Below are 15800 nucleotides of genomic sequence, written 5' to 3'. Positions count from 1 at the left end.
AGGACAAGCAGGTCGATCACATCAGGCCTGCTATCAACTCTATGTACGGGAGGTAAACGATGAAGCGGGTGTTTAATCTGTTGGCGATGGGGGTGCTGCTGTTCTTCTGGTTCGGTGTGGCACTCGCCCTGCTGGGCACCCTGCCGGGCAAACTGAACGGCTTTCTGCCGGTGTGCGGCGTCATCGTGATATTGATGCACTGGGTACAGGCCAGCATGATCAAGGCGGCATGCAAACCCTACTTCGCGGTCACTCGTCTCGAATTCACCCAGGTGCTGATCTTCGGGGTGTTCGGCATGATGGATATCCGCACCAAGCTGCAGGCCATCATAGACGCCAGGAAGAAGGGAGAGACTCCCCCCAGGGCCGACTAGGCCACCCCCAGCCCGACCAGAAGGAGTGATTCGTCACTCCTTCTGCGTTTTTCCGAGGCTGATTCCCAGCTTGATGGAAAGGGCGGCGAGCAGCAGCAGCATGGCAATGAGGGAGAAGAAGTTGCTGCCAAGCTCGGGGTACTGCACCTTGACCAGGGCAGAATGGCCGAACACGCCGATAAAGAAGCAGAGCAGGATGCAACTGGGTGTGTTGCCCACCATGGGCTCATGGCGATAGTGCTGATAGAGCTGGCTGGCCGCCAGCAACAGGGCGATGAGGGGGTAGAAGGAGAAGGGGACGACCGACTCCGTCAAGGCCGACAGGAAGGCATCGCCACAGATACCGATCAGCAGGGCCAGCACCAGGGGCTTCTTCGGAATCGCGTTCGGTTCATGCATGAGGCTGTCCATCCTTGCGTTATGTGAGAGATTCGTGGCGCTTGCGGTTCTGCACCTCGGCGCCCATGGCGATCATCCGCAGCTGGCTGATGGTGCGCTCCGACAGTGCCTTGCACTCTTCCGGGGTCATGTCGAGGGCGTCTGCACCGGCGCTGAAGACGATGGTCACCATGGCCTCGGCCTGGATATAGGCCTCTTCCCGTGGCGCCTGCGTGGTGGCTTCCAGATAATCGGTCAGCTCGGCGATGAAGTGCTGGATCTCCCGGGCCACCGCCTGACGGAATGCAGCCGAGGTGCCGGAGCGCTCGCGCAGCAGCAGCCGGAAGATGTTCGGGTTGTTTTCGACGAATTCCATGAAGGTCTGCACCGAGGTGCTGATGACGCTGCCACCACCGGCAATGCGCTGGCGCGCCTGGCGCATCAGTTGGCGCAGGGTCAGCCCTCCCTCGTCCACCAGCGTCAGCCCCAGCTCTTCCATGTCCCGAAAGTGGCGATAGAAGGAGGTCGGCGCTATGCCCGCCTCTCTGGCCACTTCCCGCAGGCTGAGGTTGGAGAAACTGCGGTTGGCGCAGAGTTGACTGAACGCCGCCTCGATCAGCGTACGCCGGGTTTTTTCTTTTTGTTGCGCGCGAATACCCACGAAAACAGTCACCTTGAGATTAGCGAGGCCAGATGATAACCCGAAGGCGGGGCCGGGATCAGGTTTGTCTCCGACTTTTTTACCATTGACCCGCATTCCGGCTCAATGGAGAATAGTGAACAGCTGTTCGCTGAAAGGAGCCGAGTGAAATGGACCGCCCCCCGATCATCATGACCAACACCCTGCTGTTCGCCCTCTCCGGGCTGACGGCACTGATAGCGGTCCCCTGGTATGGACTGAGCCAGGGCTACGACCTCTGGCAGTGGCTCTGCTTCCTGCTGCTGTTCTGCTATTGCGGCATCTCCATCACCGCCGGCTACCACAGGCTCTGGTCCCACAAGGCCTACAAGGCGCACCCGGCCCTGCAATGGATCTTCGCCATCGGAGGCGCGCTAGCCCTGCAAAACTCGGCGCTGCACTGGTCCTCGGATCATCGCCGCCACCACCGCCACGTGGATGATAACCAGAAGGATCCCTACAGTGCGGGTCGCGGCTTCTGGTACTCCCACATCGGCTGGATGCTGCGGGAATACCAGCGCGATACCTACCACGACTACAGCAATGTGCGCGACCTGCAAAACAACCCCGTGGTCGCCTTCCAGCACAGGCACTATCTGACCCTGGCTCTGGTCACCAACATCGGCATTCCGCTGCTGCTCGGCCTCTTGCACGGGGATCTGCTCGGCATGATGCTGCTGGCCGGGGTGCTGCGCATGGTGATGACCCATCACACCACCTTCTTCATCAACTCCCTGGCCCACATCTGGGGCAGCCAACCGTTCACGGATCGCAACAGCGCCCGGGACAACGGCATCCTGGCCTTCTTCACCTTTGGCGAGGGCTATCACAACTTCCATCACCTGTTCGAGAACGACTACCGCAACGGCATTCAGTGGTGGCAGTTCGACCCCACCAAGTGGCTGATCCGCACCGCCGCCTGGTGCGGGCTCGCCAAAGACCTGAGATCCTGCCCGGAGGAACGCATCGAACAGGCCAGGCTGGAGATGCAGCTCAAGCGCGCCCAGGCCAGAGTGCACAAGCAGGATGACAGGGAACGCTGGCAGGCACTGCTGCAGGAGGAGTACGACAAGCTGAGCCTGCAGATCCAGCACTACTATGCCAGCCGCAAGTCACTGCTGGAGCAGCGCAAGCGCACAGCCCTCGCACGCTACGACAGGCTCAGGCTGCAACTGGAGTACCGCACGTTGCGAGACGGTTTCCTCGTTGCCAAGCGCAACTGGAGTCGTCTGCTGGCGGGCCTCGCCTGATCGCCGAGACATCACGCAAAAGACCGCCAGCAGGCGGTCTTTTTGATTGGGCAAACGGACGGCGGGCATAAAAAAATGGGGCAACATTCGCATGTCACCCCCTCGCAAATAGCATGTTCCATATTGGGCTCCCGCAACCACGGGGGTCTGTCTGGCATCACGGGTTTCCGCTCCCGATCCGCCTCGCCTGCCGGAGCAATCCGGTTGGCCCATTTCCCCTGTTGCCGTCACCCACACGGCAGACCAGCCGCCGTGTTTGTCCTTGCACTCGAGATACTACGCAGTTAAATAAAATAAAAAACCGTTCTACACGCACCTCTATGCAGTAGAGGCCCCTGGATTGTTACTGCGCTCTTAATATAAATCGATAAAAAACAATACGATGCAATCCAGTCCCGTATTTGGATGGCAAACGTTATCCTCGAAGGCGCACAAGGCTTTGCGAGATCTCGCACAAGGCGGATCCCACTCACAACCAACGATGCAAAGGTAACCAATCGCTCAATTGCGCCAGCAGGCGCCGCCATGCAGAGGGGGACGCCACCACCGGGTGCACGGCCTGCTGCAACCAGCCATCGATGAGTTGCTGCAACTCGTCGCACAGCGTCGGGCTATGGAGGTGCAGCATCAGCTCGGTGTTGAGCATCAGGGAGCGGGGATCCAGGTTGAAACTGCCGAGCAGCGCCTCCTCCTTCCCCATCAGGATCAGCTTGGCATGCAGACTGAACGCCTCCGTCGTCAGCTCGAACAGGGTGATCCCCTGATGCTCGAGCCAGGGACGGTGACGTCGATAGGCGCCATAGACCAGGGGCACGTCCGTGCTGGCCAGGGAGTTGGTCAGGATCTCGATGTCGACCCCCTGCCGTCGCTGCCCCTTGAGCCGGCGACGCAGCCCCCGAGTCAGGATCAGGTAAGGGCTCACCAACCTCAGGGCCCCCTGATTGCTCGCCAGCATGCGTCCCAGCAGGGGCGCCGTGGTCGGCCGGGCGACCAGCCCCTTGCCGGGGCGATCGAACCAGCACTGCCCTCGCCCGGGATGCCAGCAAAGGGGAACGGGGCACTCATCAAACAGAGTGGCCGGCAGATCATAGGCGGCCGCCATGGCGGGGTCGGTCAGGGTCAGCAGGAAGTCGTTCAGGGCCCGGGTTTCGGCTGGCAGCAAGGGGCGTCTCAACAGGCGACGGACCGGGTGGCTCCAGCGACTGTGCCAGAACAGCGCGAACCCCTGCTCGGCCTGCTGACAGAGGGGGCCGCGGCAGAGCAGATCCAGGTCGATGAAGTGAGGCGGCATCCCCAGCCCGAAGTAACGATCACCGATGTTGCGCCCGCCGATCACCGCCTGGCTGCCATCCACCAGCAGCAGCTTGTTGTGCATCCGGTGGTTGATGCGGCGAAAGCTCAGCAGCCCTTCCAGCAGCAAGGTAAGGGGACGCCAGCCCCGCAGCCAGAAGGGGTTGAACAGGCGCACCTCGATGCCCGGTTCCGCCGCCACCGCCTCCAGAAAGCGGTTCTCCCCGCCGTAGAGATCGTCGATGAGCAGTTGCACTACCACTCCGCGCCTGGCCGCCCGCACCAGCTCCGCCAGCAGCAGCTTGCCGCTGCCGTCCTCTTCCCAGCTGTAATACTGGGCGAGGATCCGGTGGCGAGCCTGGCGGATCAACTGGCATCGGGCTTTCAGGGCGGCGCCGGGATCGGCGAGCAAGGCAAACTCGGCGGGGATCAAGGGTCATCTCCCTGTCATCTGGTGGTGGCATAACCCAGACAACCGCCCCGATAGCCCAGTGTCAAGGAGCCGATGATGGAACTGCGCGACCACCCCTCCCTCAGTCAGAGACCTCATGCCAGCCAACCGGATCCCACCCCGGCCAGGCTGTTGATGCCCTGGTACCAGCAGCACCGGGATCTGGGCTGGGAACCCCTTGCGCAGCATCACGAGGATCCCCTCCTCGGCCAGCATTGACAGGCTCAGGGCTGCACCGCCTCGATGGCCTCTGACTTGCCCTCCAGCTGGGGCAGGCTGAAACGGTAGGCCACGTAGTATTTGTAGATGGTGCCAACGTAGTTGATGGGCCCCTGGCCCACGTCGTTGGCCACCAGCTGCTCCACGTTGCCGAACCAGACGTTCGGATCCAGCCCCTTATCGGCCGCCTTGGCCTGCAATGCCTGGACACGGTTCGGACCCGCATTGTAGGCGGCCAGGGCGAACAGATGGCGATTGAGCCTGTCCATCCCGGGATCATTGAAGTAGGTGTCCAGGATGAGCCGCATGTAGCGACAGGCCGCCTCCACATTGCCCTCCAGACTGGTGAGTCTGGCGCCTCGGATCCCCACCTCCTTGCCGGTACTCGGCAGCAGTTGCATGATGCCGACGGCCCCCCGGTGAGAGCCGACATTGGGATTGAGCCCCGACTCCTTGTAAGCCAGCGCGGCCAGCATCAGCCAGTCCAGCTGATACTTGTCCGCCTGGGCCTCCAGTACCTTGCGAATGGTCGACAGGCGCCCCAGCGGGTCCGGCGCCAGTATGTTGCTCATGCGGTCGCTTTGCGCCAGCAGGCGGCGCAATGTCATGTCACTGTAGAGGGTCCGCTTGCTCGACTCCGAGATGTAGGCGTTCACCGCCTTGAGCAGCTCCGGGCTGTTGTTGCGCAGGGCCCAGGCGCTTCGCCCCTTGTCCCGCAGCGGTATCAGCCTGTGGGCCTTGAGGCCGCCAATCATGTCGAGCCAGATCCGCCCCTTGAAGCTGTCGGTGACCGTCAGCGGAATGATCCCGGCTGACACCATCTCAAGCAGGTCCCCGTCCTGCAGGTATTCGGGAACCGTCTCGATGTAGACCGGGGGCAACCCCAGCTCCCGAAACAGCCAGTTGAGCTGGTGCAGGCTCTCGAAATAACTGGAGCTGGCTCGCACCCAGATCCGCCGGCCGGACAGCTGGGTGATGCGATTGAAGGCAGGGAGCTCCCGCTGGCTCACCACCCACTCCTCAATGGGGGCGATCAGCGGCTGGGAGAAGGTCACCTGCTCGCGCCGGGTGGGGGTGACCGTCAGGTTGGCGGCCACCAGATCCCCGCGCCCCTCGGCCAGATAGTCCAGCAGCTTGTCCTGGCGCACCGGGATATAAATGATCTTGAGCTTGAGCTTCTCCTTGGCCAGGTAGGTCTGGTTCAACCAGCGCTCGAATCCCTGAAGCTGATTGACCAGGATGCCGTACTGGGCTCCCTTGTCGAAAAAGAAAAACCCCCGCTCATAGACCACCAGGGCCCTGAGCTCTTTTTTTTGCAGGATGTGTTCGAGATCACCGGCCTGGGGCAGCAACTGCGGCTTGAGATCCGCCGCCAGCAGAGGGAGAGAGCAGAGAGCCAGCAGGGCCCAGATCCATCGCCGCATCATGATTTAACCACCTCGCTGTGGGCCGGTGCGCACCGTCGGGTCTGTCAGAGAAGGCGCCTGCGCCAAGTCATGGGGCGTCGCGGGATCTTCTGCCGATCGGCGCATGCCGGACGGAAAACGGATCGTCCGTGGGATAACTCACTATACAACGCAAAGGGAGGGAAAAAGCGAGGGGCAGAGCAAGACGGCAGGCAAGCCTGCCGTGTCATCACGATCTCAGAGGGAGCGGGCGCGCATCTCGAAGATCAGCTTCTCGGCGGTGCAGGTGAATTGCAGGCGGGCCTTCAGGATCACGCCATCCGGGCCCCGGCTCAGCTCGCTGCTGCTTTTGGCTTCGGCAGTGACCTGCTTGGCCAGCGCCTCGTAAGCCGCAAATTTCTCGCGGGCGTCGGCTTCTGCAGCAGCCTCGATCACCAGCTCCATGACGTCGTCACCTTCGCCGATGATGGTGCCAATTTCGGCGAAACAGCCGCAACTGTCACAGGTCTCGTTCAGTTCCACTTTCTCGTCTACAGACATACGTTCACTCCTACTTATTCCGGATATTGTCATCGTCGCGCAAGGCGTTGCGAAAATCCCTGATGGCAGTGCCCAGATCCTCACCGGCGCCAGCCAGGCGTTTGCTGCCAAACACCACGACGACGACCACGAGCAGGATCAGCAGATGCCAGATATGAATGCCACCCAGTCCCATAGGGAGACTCCTGACTGTTAGATACCTGGAGGTTGTATCAAAAGAAAGCGTATCGATTGTTGGGCAAAATCAAGGCAGGTGCAAGTTGGCGAAAAAATCGCGCAAAAACGGCGACGAGGCGCAAAAAAATACGGCGACCATGGGCCGCCGTATGAGTCGGTGCTACTTGTCCCCTCAACCGCTACATCCTGTACCAGCCGCCACCAGGGCGAGAGACCCGTCGAGCATAGGATCGCCAAGATATGAAAACAAATGGTATATATTCATCTAGGAATTGAAGAGGATTCATATCATGTTGCTGGAACAGCTTGCACGCATAGACCTTAATTTGTTGATAATCCTGCAAGTCTTGCTGGAAGAGCGCAACGGCAGCCGGGCTGCACGCCGTTTGCACCTGAGCCAGTCCGCCGTCAGCAAGGCCCTCGGACGGTTGCGGGAGACCTTTGACGATCCCCTGTTCGTGCGCTCGGCCTACGGGATGGATCCCACTCCGCGCGCCCTGGATCTCCAGCAGCAACTGCAGCCCATACTGCTCTCCCTGGACAACCTGATCCAGCCGCCGGACTTCGATCCCGCCAGCACGGAGCGGGAGTTCGTCATCGCCAGCATGGACAGCGCCTTCACCCTGTTTGCCCCCCTCTACCTGAGCGAACTGAAGCGTCAGGCCCCCGGCATCCGCCTGCGCTACGAGGAGTGGACCGAGCACAGCCTGACCGAGATGAGCCAGGGCCAGGTGGATATCGCCTTCACGGTGCGGGAGAACTGCATCAATTCGGATTTTCGCCTCGACACCCTGCCCAACGCCATCTGCCAGCGGTTGCTCACCATCGACGATCTCACCTGCCTGGTGCAACGGGATCACCCTGCCTTGCAGGAGCCCGAGTGGGATCTCGCCCGCTACCTCGCCTACCCCCATGTGCAGACCTACTGCGAGGGGCGGGATCGCTGGATGCTGGATCACAAGCTGGCGGAGCAGGATCTCTATCGCCGGATCGAGGCGACCGTGCCCTCCTTCGAGGCGGCCCTGCGCATGGGCATGCACTCGGACATGATAGTGACCCTCTCCAGGCTCTATGCCCGCCACGCCACCCAGGTCTATCCCCTGGTGCCGCTGCCGCTGCCCATCGCCCTGGACAGCATCTCCCACCTGCTCATCTGGCATCAGCGCCACGAGGAGGATCCGGGCCATCGCTGGCTGCGGGAGACCCTGCTCGCTCTCATCATGGGCAAGCTGGAAACCTCGGCGGACGGCCCGGCCGCTGCTGCCTGACGCGCAAAAAAACGGGGCTCAAGAAGCCCCGTTTCACGTTGACATCAGCATTCGCCCCGTCAGTTCTGACCCGTCACCGCCAGATAGTGGTGCACCCCGTCCAACAGCATCTGCACCGAGATCATCACCAGCAGCATGCCCATCAGCCGCTCCACCGCCGTGAGTCCTCGCTCACCCAGCAGCTTGTTGAACAGCTCGTAGAACATCAGGATCACGGCGCTGGCCCCCCAGGCCATCAGCAGGGCCAATGACCAGTCCACCATCCGGGTCGGCTCCTGGTTAGCCAGAAGCAGCAGGGAAGCCAGGATGGAGGGGCCCGCAATCATGGGGATGGCCATGGGCACCAGGAAGGGCTCCTCCCCCGCCGCCAGCCCGGTCACGCCACCGGGGCTCGGGAAGATCATCTTGATGGCGATGAGGAAGAGGATGATGCCCCCCGCGATGCTGACCGCCTCCTGACGCAGGTTGAGGAAGCTCAGGATCTGCTGACCGGCGAACAGGAAGCCCATCATGATCACCAGTGAAAACAACAGCTCCCGCAGCATTACCTTGCGTCGACGCTTGGGGTCGACATGGCGCAGGATGGAGAGGAAGACCGGCAGGTTGCCCAGCGGATCCATGATCAGAAACAGCATGACGGCAGCGGAGAATGTGTCCATAGAGCGCCCGGGCAGAACCTTTCAACGAGAGGGGAAGGAGGGCGAAATATAACAAAGGTGGCGGGATTCGGCGAGCGCCCCACCGCGCTCGCCACTGGCGATCATCCGTGGTTGCAGATCTTGTCGGCGCGGGTCTGGAACCCTGACTCCGAGTCGATGAACTTGCCGCGCCTGGCCAGGAAGTCGATCAGGGCGTCGGCGTCCATCTCGCTGGCGCTGCAGGTGTGGAACCGGGCCTCGGTACCGAAGCGCGAGGCGATCGCCGCCCTGAGGCTGGCCCGGGTAAACGGACTCTCCTGCTCCAGCATCATCTCCATCACTTCGTGACCGTGTATCGATTGGGACATCTCGAACCTCTTTAATCATCATGTCAGATGACAATTAAAGCCCGAAGCCCGGAGAGGGTTCTTGATATAGGCCAACAAAACGCCTTTTTTAACGCCAGCGGGCTGGTCGTGAGCGCCGCTTTGTCGATAATGTGGCAACCTGACGGGGGGATGGCTACACTGTCGCCCCTTTTGCCACCGCAGACAGAAAATAAGGACATTGGCGTCATGCTGTTCCATGGATTGGTCTTCAAACCCTGGCGGATCTGGACCCGTCGCCCGCTCTGGTTGAAGACTCTGCTCGGCATGCTGACCGGGATAGGTCTGGGGCTCTGCTTCAGCGAGCAGGCCCTGCTGCTCAAGCCCATCGGCGTCCTGTTCGTCAACACCATCCAGATGCTGATGGTGCCCCTCATCTTCTGTTCCGTCCTGGCAGGCCTCACCGCCCTGCTCAAGGGCAAGCGGCTCGACCGCATCGCCGGCAAGGCCATCGGCTTCTATCTCTGCTCCACCGCCGTCGCCATCTGCATCGGCCTGATGATGGGCTGGCTGCTGGAGCCGGGCATGGGCGCCAATATGGGTCCTTATGAACGGGGCGCCATGGCGCAGCAACCTACCCTGGCCAGCGTGCTGAGCCACCTGGTGCCGCGCAACCCGGTGCAGGCCATGGGCGATGGCAAGATATTGCAGGTGATCGTGTTCGCCGTGGCCCTCGCTCTCGCCCTCAACGCCACCGGACGACGCGGCCGCCCCGCCATCCTGTTCTTCACCTCATTGGCGGAGGGAATGTTCAAGCTGACCCAGATGGTGATGGCCCTGGCCCCCTATGGCGTCTGCGCCCTGATGGCCTGGATGACCGGCAAGTACGGCGTCAGCCTGCTGTTGCCGCTGCTCAAGGTGATCGGCGCCGTCTACCTCGGCTGCCTGCTCCACGTGCTCGGCGTCTACAGCAGCCTGCTGCTCCTGATGGCGCGCCTCAACCCGTTGCACTACTTCAAGAGCATCGTCGATGCCCAGGCGGTGGCCTTCACCAGCAGTTCAAGCAGCAGCACCCTGCCCATCAGCCTGGCCTGCGCCGAACGCAGGCTCGGGGTCTCCCCCGCCATCACCGCCAAGGTGCTGCCCATCGGCGCCACCATCAACATGGATGGAACCGCCCTCTATCAGGGGGTCACCGCCCTGTTCGTGGCCCAGGCCTTCGGGGTGGATCTGCATCTGGTGGACTACCTGACCATCATCAGCATCGTCACGCTGGCCAGCATAGGCACGGCGGGCACACCCGGTACCGGGCTGATGCTGCTGACCCTGACCCTCACTGCCGTGGGACTGCCGCTGGAAGGGGTGGCGCTCATCGCCGGCATAGACCGGATCCTCGACATGGCGCGCACCACGGTCAACGTCTCCGGCGACATCCTGGTCTCCGTGCTCATCGCCCGCAGCGAGAAGGAGCTGGATCTCGCCACCTACCACGATGCCCATGCGGGGGATGACATCGACTTCACCCTGCGCTGAGGACGTGAAGGGCGTTCAATGATCCTGGGGATCGTGATGGCAGCGCCAGCAGATATCGAAGTTGGCGCCGTTCTCCTCCCCGCACTGGCCGCACAGCCAGCCGTTGCCCTGGCGCTGCTGGTAGCGCTCGATGATCCGGCCCGCCCGCTGACGATCCCGCTCGTTCACCATCAGGGTCACTTGCAGCAGATCCACCGGCAGCTCCCCGAGCGCGCCGGAGAGTCCTTCGCCGCTGAGGCGCACCCTGACTCCCTCTACTTCCAAGGCCCCTTTCAGGGCATGCGCCTCCAGGGAGTGAGAGGCGCGATACAAGTTAATCCACTGATCCATACGTTGTCCTCGAAACCCTTGCCAGTGCCGTCATCACCAGCACTACCATCATTCCAGGGCGAGGATCTTCCGGGAGTGAGATGCCCAATACAGATTCATCCACCGCGCCATACGTTGTCCTCGAAACCCTTGCCAGTGCCGTCATCACCAGCACTACCATCATTCCAGGGTGAGCATCTTCCGGGAGCAAGATGCCCGATACAGATTCATCCACCGCTCCATACGTTGTCCTCGAAACCCTTACAGCAGCTTGTCGATGCCGTAAGCCGGGCCGTTGGCCACCAGAAAATCGATGAATGCCCTCAGCTTGCGCGGCATCAGGCGCCGCTCGGGAAACAGCAGGTAGATGGGTACCCTGGGTTGCTGCCACTCCGGCAGCAAGGAGACCAGCGTCCCGTTCGCCAGCTCATCATGGCACAGCATGGCGGGCAGGGAAGCCAGCCCCAGCCCCGCCTTCGCTGCCTCCCTGGCACAGGTGATGTTGTTGACCTGGAAGCGGGACGGGGGATCCACCAGCACTTCACGATCATCCAGCTCGAAACACCAGTGCGAGGCGAGGAACCCCGTGCTGACCGCGATCCGCTCGTGATGCACCAGATCGGCGGGCCTCTGGATCACCGGGTGGCGCACCAGATAGTCCGGGCTGGCACACAGCAGCCGCTCGGTGCTCCAGAGACGCCGCGCCGCCAGGTTGGAGTCGCTCATGTCGCCGACCCGCACGATGGCATCCAGCCCTTCGCTGATGGGATCCACGATGCGGTTGGTCAGCTCCAGCTCCACCTTCATGCCCGGATAGGCTTGCAGGAAGTTCGCCACCAGCCTGCCCACCACCAGCTGTCCCGTCTCGATGGGCACCGCCAGCTTGAGGGTCCCCGTCACCTCCTGCTGGCTGGCACTGAGCATCAGCTCGGCCTGGGCCAGCTCCTCCACCGCCTTGCTGCAGCGTAGATAATATTGTTCACCGGCTTCCGTCAGGGTGAGCTGCCGGGTGGAGCGATAGAGCAGCCGCGCGCCGAGACGCTGCTCCAGCTCGGCGATGCGGCGGCTCACCGTCGCCTTGGTCATGCCCAGCTCCTGGGCTGCGGCGGTAAAGGAGCCCTTGTCGACAATACGAACGAGGATTAAGGCAGCATTCAGGTCCATTGTTTCACCAGTGAAACTGTATATCTCATGAATGGATACTAATCGAAACAGTTACACGATGTTAGCCTGCCCGCCACAGTTCAGGAAAACCAATATCATGAGTCAACACAAGAAGATCCCCCTGCTGGCCGCCCTGGTGCTGGCCCTGCTCGGCCTGCTGTTTGCCGGTTACTGGTATCTGCATGGCCGCTACTTCGAGAGCACCGACAACGCCTACCTGCAAAGCGAGGTGACCGGCATCGGTTCCAAGCTCTCCGGCTACATCAGCGAAGTACTGGTGACCGACAACCAGGCGGTGAAGGCCGGCCAGCTCATCGCCCGGCTCGACGACCGCGAATACAGGACCAAGGTGGCGGAGGCCGAGGCCGATCTGCACCTCAACCAGGCGACGGCGGATAACCTCGCCGCCACCCGTATCCAGCAGTTGAGCCTCATCCGCCAGGCCGAGGCAAAAGTCAGCTCGGCCAATGCCGAGCAGGTCCGGGCCCAGCAGCAGGTGCGCCGGGTCAGCCAGCTCAATGAGCGTCACTACAGCTCCCAGGACAGCCTGGACGAGGTGCGCGCCGGCTTGCAGGTCAACCAGGCCCAGGCACTGGAGGCCAAAGCCGCCTTGCAGGCCGCCCGCGAGCGGCTGCTGGTGCTGGATGCCGAAGCCAAGCAGAACCAGGCCAGGCTGGCATTGAGCGAGGCCCAGCTCGAACAGGCCAGGCTGGAACTCGGCTACACCGAGCTGCGAGCCCCGGCTGACGGCATCATCGGCAAGCGCAGCCTGCGGGAAGGGCTCTACGTCCAGTCCGGTATGCAGGTGGCCAGCCTGGTGCCCCTGAGCCAGGTGTGGGTCGAGGCCAACTTCAAGGAGACCCAGTTGCAGCACATGCAGCCGGGCCAGAAGGTGGAGGTGATCCTGGATGCCTATCCGGATCAACCGGTCGAGGGGATCATCGACAGCCTCTCTCCGGCCACCGGCGCCAAGTTCGCCCTGCTGCCGCCGGAGAACGCCACCGGCAACTTCACCAAAATCGTGCAGCGGGTACCGGTCAAGATCCGCATCCCGGATCCGGGCTCCCTGGCGGGCAAGCTGCTGCCCGGCCTCTCCACCGAGGTGATCGTCGACACCCGCACCCCTGATTCCGTGGTGGCCGCCCACTGATGGACGCCATACCACGCCGCAACTGGATCGCGGTCATGGGGGGCCTCATCGGCGCCTTCATGGCCATCCTCGACATCCAGATCACCAACGCCTCCCTGAAAGACATTCAGGGGGCACTCTCGGCCACCCTGAGCGAGAGCTCCTGGATCTCCACCTCCTATCTGGTGGCGGAGATGATCGCCATTCCGCTGAGCGGCTGGCTGAGCCGGGGACTGAGCGTGCGGCGCTACCTGCTGTGGACCACGGGCGCCTTCATCGTTGCCTCCGTGCTCTGCTCGTTCAGCTGGAACCTCACCAGCATGATCGTCTTTCGGGCGCTGCAGGGCTTCACCGGCGGGGCCCTGATCCCCATGGCCTTCTCCCTCATCGTCAGCCTGCTGCCGCTGCACAAGCGGGCCACCGGCATGGCGCTGTTCGGCCTGTGCGCCACCTTCGCCCCCGCCATCGGCCCGACCCTGGGGGGCTGGCTGACGGAGCAGATGTCCTGGCACTACATCTTCTATCTGAACGTACCGCCCGGCCTGCTGGTGATGGCCATGCTGGCCCACGGGCTGGACAGGAAGCCGGTGGACTGGGAGGTGATCAAGCGGGTGGATCTCATCGGTATCCTCACCATGGCGGTGGGTCTCGGCCTGTTGGAAGTGGTGCTGGAAGAGGGCAACCGGGAGGACTGGTTCGGCTCGAGCTTCATCGTGCGGCTCACCGTCATCTCGGTGGTGGCCCTGGTGTTCTTCGTCATCAGCCAGTTGCTGCGCCGCCACCCCCTGGTCAACCTGCGGCTGCTGCACAACCCGCGCTTCGCCCTGGCCTGCTTCGCCTACCTGGTGCTCGGCATGGGGTTGATGGGCTCCATCTATGTGCTGCCCCTCTACATGACCCAGATCCACAATTACAACGCCCTGGAAATCGGTGAGGTGCTGATGTGGATGGGGTTGCCCCAGTTGCTGGTGCTCCCCCTGGTGCCCAAGCTGACCCACAAGATAGATCCGCGCTATCTGGTGAGCTTCGGTTTTCTGGTCTTCGCCATCAGTTGCTTCATGAACGTGAACATGAACGCCGACTACGCCGGGCCCCAGCTGATCCAGTCCCTCATCGTGCGGGCCCTGGGGCAGCCCTTCATCATGGTGCCCCTCTCCCTGGTGGCGACCGCCAGCCTGACGCCGGACGAGATCCCCTCCTCCTCGACCCTGCTCAACGTGCTGCGCAACCTGGGGGGCGCCTTCGGCATCGCCATCATCGCCACCCTGATCGACAACGACACCCGGACTCATGTCAGCCAGATCGGCAGCACCCTGGCCGCCACCAGCATCGAGGGGCAGGCCTATCTGATGCAGCTGGCCCAGAACATGATGGCCCAGGGAGCCGGGCCGGAGCAGGCCCAGTTGCAGGCCCGGGCCATGCTGTCGAACACCATCAGCCGCGAGGCGGCCATCATGGCCTACAACCAGGTGTTCTACGTGATGGGTATCTTCCTGCTCGTCGCCAGCGCCCTGATGCTGCTGCTCAAGCAGCCGGCCCCGAGGGCCCCTGACGCAGAACCGGTCGAGGCGTGAAAGGTGGGGATCACATAGCAAAACGGGCCAGAAGGCCCGTTTTTCATGGCTGCCCGCTGGTCAGCCCGCCAGGGAGGCGGCGATCAGGAATTGGGCCGCGAAGTAGCTGCTCATGATCCAGGCCGTGGCATGGGGGAAGGGGCGGCGGAAGCGGTCCAGCGCCAGCATGCTGTCGGAGAAGAGGAACATCAGCGCCCCCACCAGGGCGGCGGCGCTGCCGGCAGTGAGAGAGGCATGCCAGGCACCGGCAGCCACCCAGGCCATGACGATGATCACCAGCATGTAGCAGAAGACGGGGATCCTCATCTCGCCGAGCTGGCCCCACAGGAGCCCGAACACCATGCCGGCCACCAACAGAAGCAGCAGGCCGTCCACCAGCTTGAGCACCAGGGGCCCCTGGGCGAAACCGACGATGTAGCAGAGGTGAGCGACAAAAAATGCCGCCAGCCCCTGGATGAAGCGATCCCGTGGCAGCATCAGCAGCACGTCCCCCGCCAGCGACAGGCAGAGACCGAGCAGGATCCAGGCGTGGGAGCCGTTGTGATCGTCGCCCTGGTAGCCAAACGCCAGGGCGATGATGAACAGCATGGTCAGGGGTTTGCTGATGTAGAACTGACGGGAGTCTGAGCCGTAAGCCGCGCGGATGTGCCACCAGCCCGATGCGATGATCAAGAAACTCAATAACATGCCCTGCTCCTCACCGGCTGCTCACCCTGGGGCGGCAACCTCTTTAGTGCCCGCAAGAGTAGCAAATTCCCCCGGCCAGTGGCAGAGGCTGAAGCAGATGGCACCCTACACCTAAAGTCTAATTGCCCCCATCCCCGCCCTCGGGCATAAGAGACAGTTCTGGAGGATCACCATGGAAGACGCTATGACCAACTACCTGCCCGCTATCGATATCATGATGTGCCATCTTGGCATCAGCTTTGAACAGGCCTGCGAGCAGCTTGGCCTCAGCCCGCAGGAGCAGCAGACCCTCGACCAACTGCAAAAACAGAAGCAGACCCAGTCCAACTGATGCCCTGGACTGATGGTCCGAAGCGGCCGGCATCACAGCCCAGCATAAAAAACGGCGCCCGAAGGCGCCGTTTTTTA

At 62.4% G+C, this 15800-nt stretch carries 19 protein-coding genes; 8 read left to right on the top strand and 11 right to left on the bottom strand.

From position 1 onward, the window contains the following. The first annotated feature begins 59 nt into the window (after positions 1-59). Positions 60-374, top strand: coding sequence for a DUF1145 domain-containing protein (locus AB5Y51_RS16825; protein WP_010672600.1), 315 nt, complete (start codon positions 60-62; stop codon positions 372-374). 33 nt (positions 375-407) lie between these two features. On the opposite strand, the gene AB5Y51_RS16820 is transcribed toward AB5Y51_RS16825, so the two are convergent. Continuing rightward, positions 408-773, bottom strand: coding sequence for a YijD family membrane protein (locus AB5Y51_RS16820; RefSeq protein WP_010672599.1), 366 nt, complete (start codon positions 771-773; stop codon positions 408-410). 19 nt (positions 774-792) lie between these two features. After that, on the bottom strand, positions 793-1413 hold the full coding sequence (fabR, locus tag AB5Y51_RS16815) for an HTH-type transcriptional repressor FabR (RefSeq protein ID WP_010672598.1): 621 nt from the start codon (positions 1411-1413) through the stop codon (positions 793-795). 149 nt (positions 1414-1562) lie between these two features. Here fabR and AB5Y51_RS16810 point away from each other — a divergent pair, with 149 nt between their 5' ends. Beyond that, positions 1563-2681, top strand: coding sequence for a fatty acid desaturase (locus AB5Y51_RS16810; RefSeq protein ID WP_226043639.1), 1119 nt, complete (start codon positions 1563-1565; stop codon positions 2679-2681). 469 nt (positions 2682-3150) lie between these two features. Here AB5Y51_RS16810 and AB5Y51_RS16805 read toward each other — a convergent pair whose 3' ends face one another. Then, positions 3151-4404 (bottom strand): phosphatidylserine/phosphatidylglycerophosphate/cardiolipin synthase family protein, encoded by a 1254-nt coding sequence (locus AB5Y51_RS16805; RefSeq protein ID WP_368178762.1) that lies wholly within the window; start codon positions 4402-4404, stop codon positions 3151-3153. A 75-nt stretch (positions 4405-4479) separates the two neighbouring features. Here AB5Y51_RS16805 and AB5Y51_RS16800 point away from each other — a divergent pair, with 75 nt between their 5' ends. Further along, a complete protein-coding gene (locus AB5Y51_RS16800; RefSeq protein WP_368178761.1) occupies positions 4480-4641 on the top strand; it encodes a hypothetical protein in 162 nt (53 codons plus the stop codon). A 5-nt stretch (positions 4642-4646) separates the two neighbouring features. Here the strand turns inward: AB5Y51_RS16800 and AB5Y51_RS16795 are convergent, their stop codons facing one another. From AB5Y51_RS16795 to tatA, 3 genes are all read right to left on the bottom strand, one after another. Beyond that, entirely contained in the window at positions 4647-6068 is a 1422-nt protein-coding gene (locus AB5Y51_RS16795; protein WP_010672594.1) for a lytic transglycosylase F, read from the bottom strand. A 216-nt stretch (positions 6069-6284) separates the two neighbouring features. Continuing rightward, on the bottom strand, positions 6285-6587 hold the full coding sequence (locus tag AB5Y51_RS16790; RefSeq protein WP_010672593.1) for a YfcZ/YiiS family protein: 303 nt from the start codon (positions 6585-6587) through the stop codon (positions 6285-6287). A gap of 10 nt (positions 6588-6597) precedes the next feature. Further along, the gene (gene tatA, locus AB5Y51_RS16785) at positions 6598-6762 is read right to left on the bottom strand and encodes a twin-arginine translocase TatA/TatE family subunit (protein WP_010672592.1); all 165 of its coding nucleotides are present in this window, start codon (positions 6760-6762) and stop codon (positions 6598-6600) included. 292 nt (positions 6763-7054) lie between these two features. Here tatA and AB5Y51_RS16780 point away from each other — a divergent pair, with 292 nt between their 5' ends. After that, complete coding sequence (locus AB5Y51_RS16780) at positions 7055-8032, top strand: LysR substrate-binding domain-containing protein (protein WP_010672591.1); 978 nt, start codon at positions 7055-7057, stop codon at positions 8030-8032. Positions 8033-8091: 59 nt separating this feature from the next. On the opposite strand, the gene AB5Y51_RS16775 is transcribed toward AB5Y51_RS16780, so the two are convergent. Further along, a complete protein-coding gene (locus AB5Y51_RS16775; protein ID WP_010672590.1) occupies positions 8092-8691 on the bottom strand; it encodes a YhgN family NAAT transporter in 600 nt (199 codons plus the stop codon). A gap of 101 nt (positions 8692-8792) precedes the next feature. Beyond that, positions 8793-9038, bottom strand: a complete 246-nt coding sequence (locus tag AB5Y51_RS16770) for a YecH family metal-binding protein (protein WP_266142409.1) — start codon at positions 9036-9038, stop codon at positions 8793-8795. 207 nt (positions 9039-9245) lie between these two features. Between AB5Y51_RS16770 and AB5Y51_RS16765 the strand changes: the two genes are divergently transcribed. After that, positions 9246-10529: a dicarboxylate/amino acid:cation symporter gene (locus tag AB5Y51_RS16765; RefSeq protein ID WP_041214291.1), complete on the top strand. Its 1284-nt coding sequence runs from the start codon at positions 9246-9248 to the stop codon at positions 10527-10529. Between the two features lie 15 nt (positions 10530-10544). Here the strand turns inward: AB5Y51_RS16765 and AB5Y51_RS16760 are convergent, their stop codons facing one another. Further along, entirely contained in the window at positions 10545-10859 is a 315-nt protein-coding gene (locus tag AB5Y51_RS16760; RefSeq protein ID WP_010672587.1) for a DUF2007 domain-containing protein, read from the bottom strand. A 240-nt stretch (positions 10860-11099) separates the two neighbouring features. Next, entirely contained in the window at positions 11100-12002 is a 903-nt protein-coding gene (locus tag AB5Y51_RS16755; protein WP_111896466.1) for a LysR family transcriptional regulator, read from the bottom strand. A gap of 97 nt (positions 12003-12099) precedes the next feature. Here AB5Y51_RS16755 and AB5Y51_RS16750 point away from each other — a divergent pair, with 97 nt between their 5' ends. After that, positions 12100-13152: an HlyD family secretion protein gene (locus AB5Y51_RS16750; RefSeq protein ID WP_368178760.1), complete on the top strand. Its 1053-nt coding sequence runs from the start codon at positions 12100-12102 to the stop codon at positions 13150-13152. Continuing rightward, entirely contained in the window at positions 13152-14705 is a 1554-nt protein-coding gene (locus AB5Y51_RS16745) for a DHA2 family efflux MFS transporter permease subunit (protein ID WP_042881900.1), read from the top strand. Before AB5Y51_RS16750 ends, AB5Y51_RS16745 begins: the two co-directional genes overlap by 1 nt. Before the next feature lie 60 nt (positions 14706-14765). On the opposite strand, the gene AB5Y51_RS16740 is transcribed toward AB5Y51_RS16745, so the two are convergent. Further along, complete coding sequence (locus AB5Y51_RS16740) at positions 14766-15392, bottom strand: lysoplasmalogenase (RefSeq protein WP_368178759.1); 627 nt, start codon at positions 15390-15392, stop codon at positions 14766-14768. A 172-nt stretch (positions 15393-15564) separates the two neighbouring features. Here AB5Y51_RS16740 and AB5Y51_RS16735 point away from each other — a divergent pair, with 172 nt between their 5' ends. Then, positions 15565-15723 (top strand): hypothetical protein, encoded by a 159-nt coding sequence (locus AB5Y51_RS16735; protein ID WP_005332188.1) that lies wholly within the window; start codon positions 15565-15567, stop codon positions 15721-15723. Positions 15724-15800 lie beyond the last annotated feature (77 nt).

It is taken from the genome of Aeromonas sp. R7-1 (assembly GCF_040908115.1).
GTDB lineage: Bacteria > Pseudomonadota > Gammaproteobacteria > Enterobacterales > Aeromonadaceae > Aeromonas > Aeromonas caviae.
The sequence above is the reverse complement of the archived record's forward strand: the minus strand, read 5'-3'. Positions and strand labels throughout refer to the sequence as shown.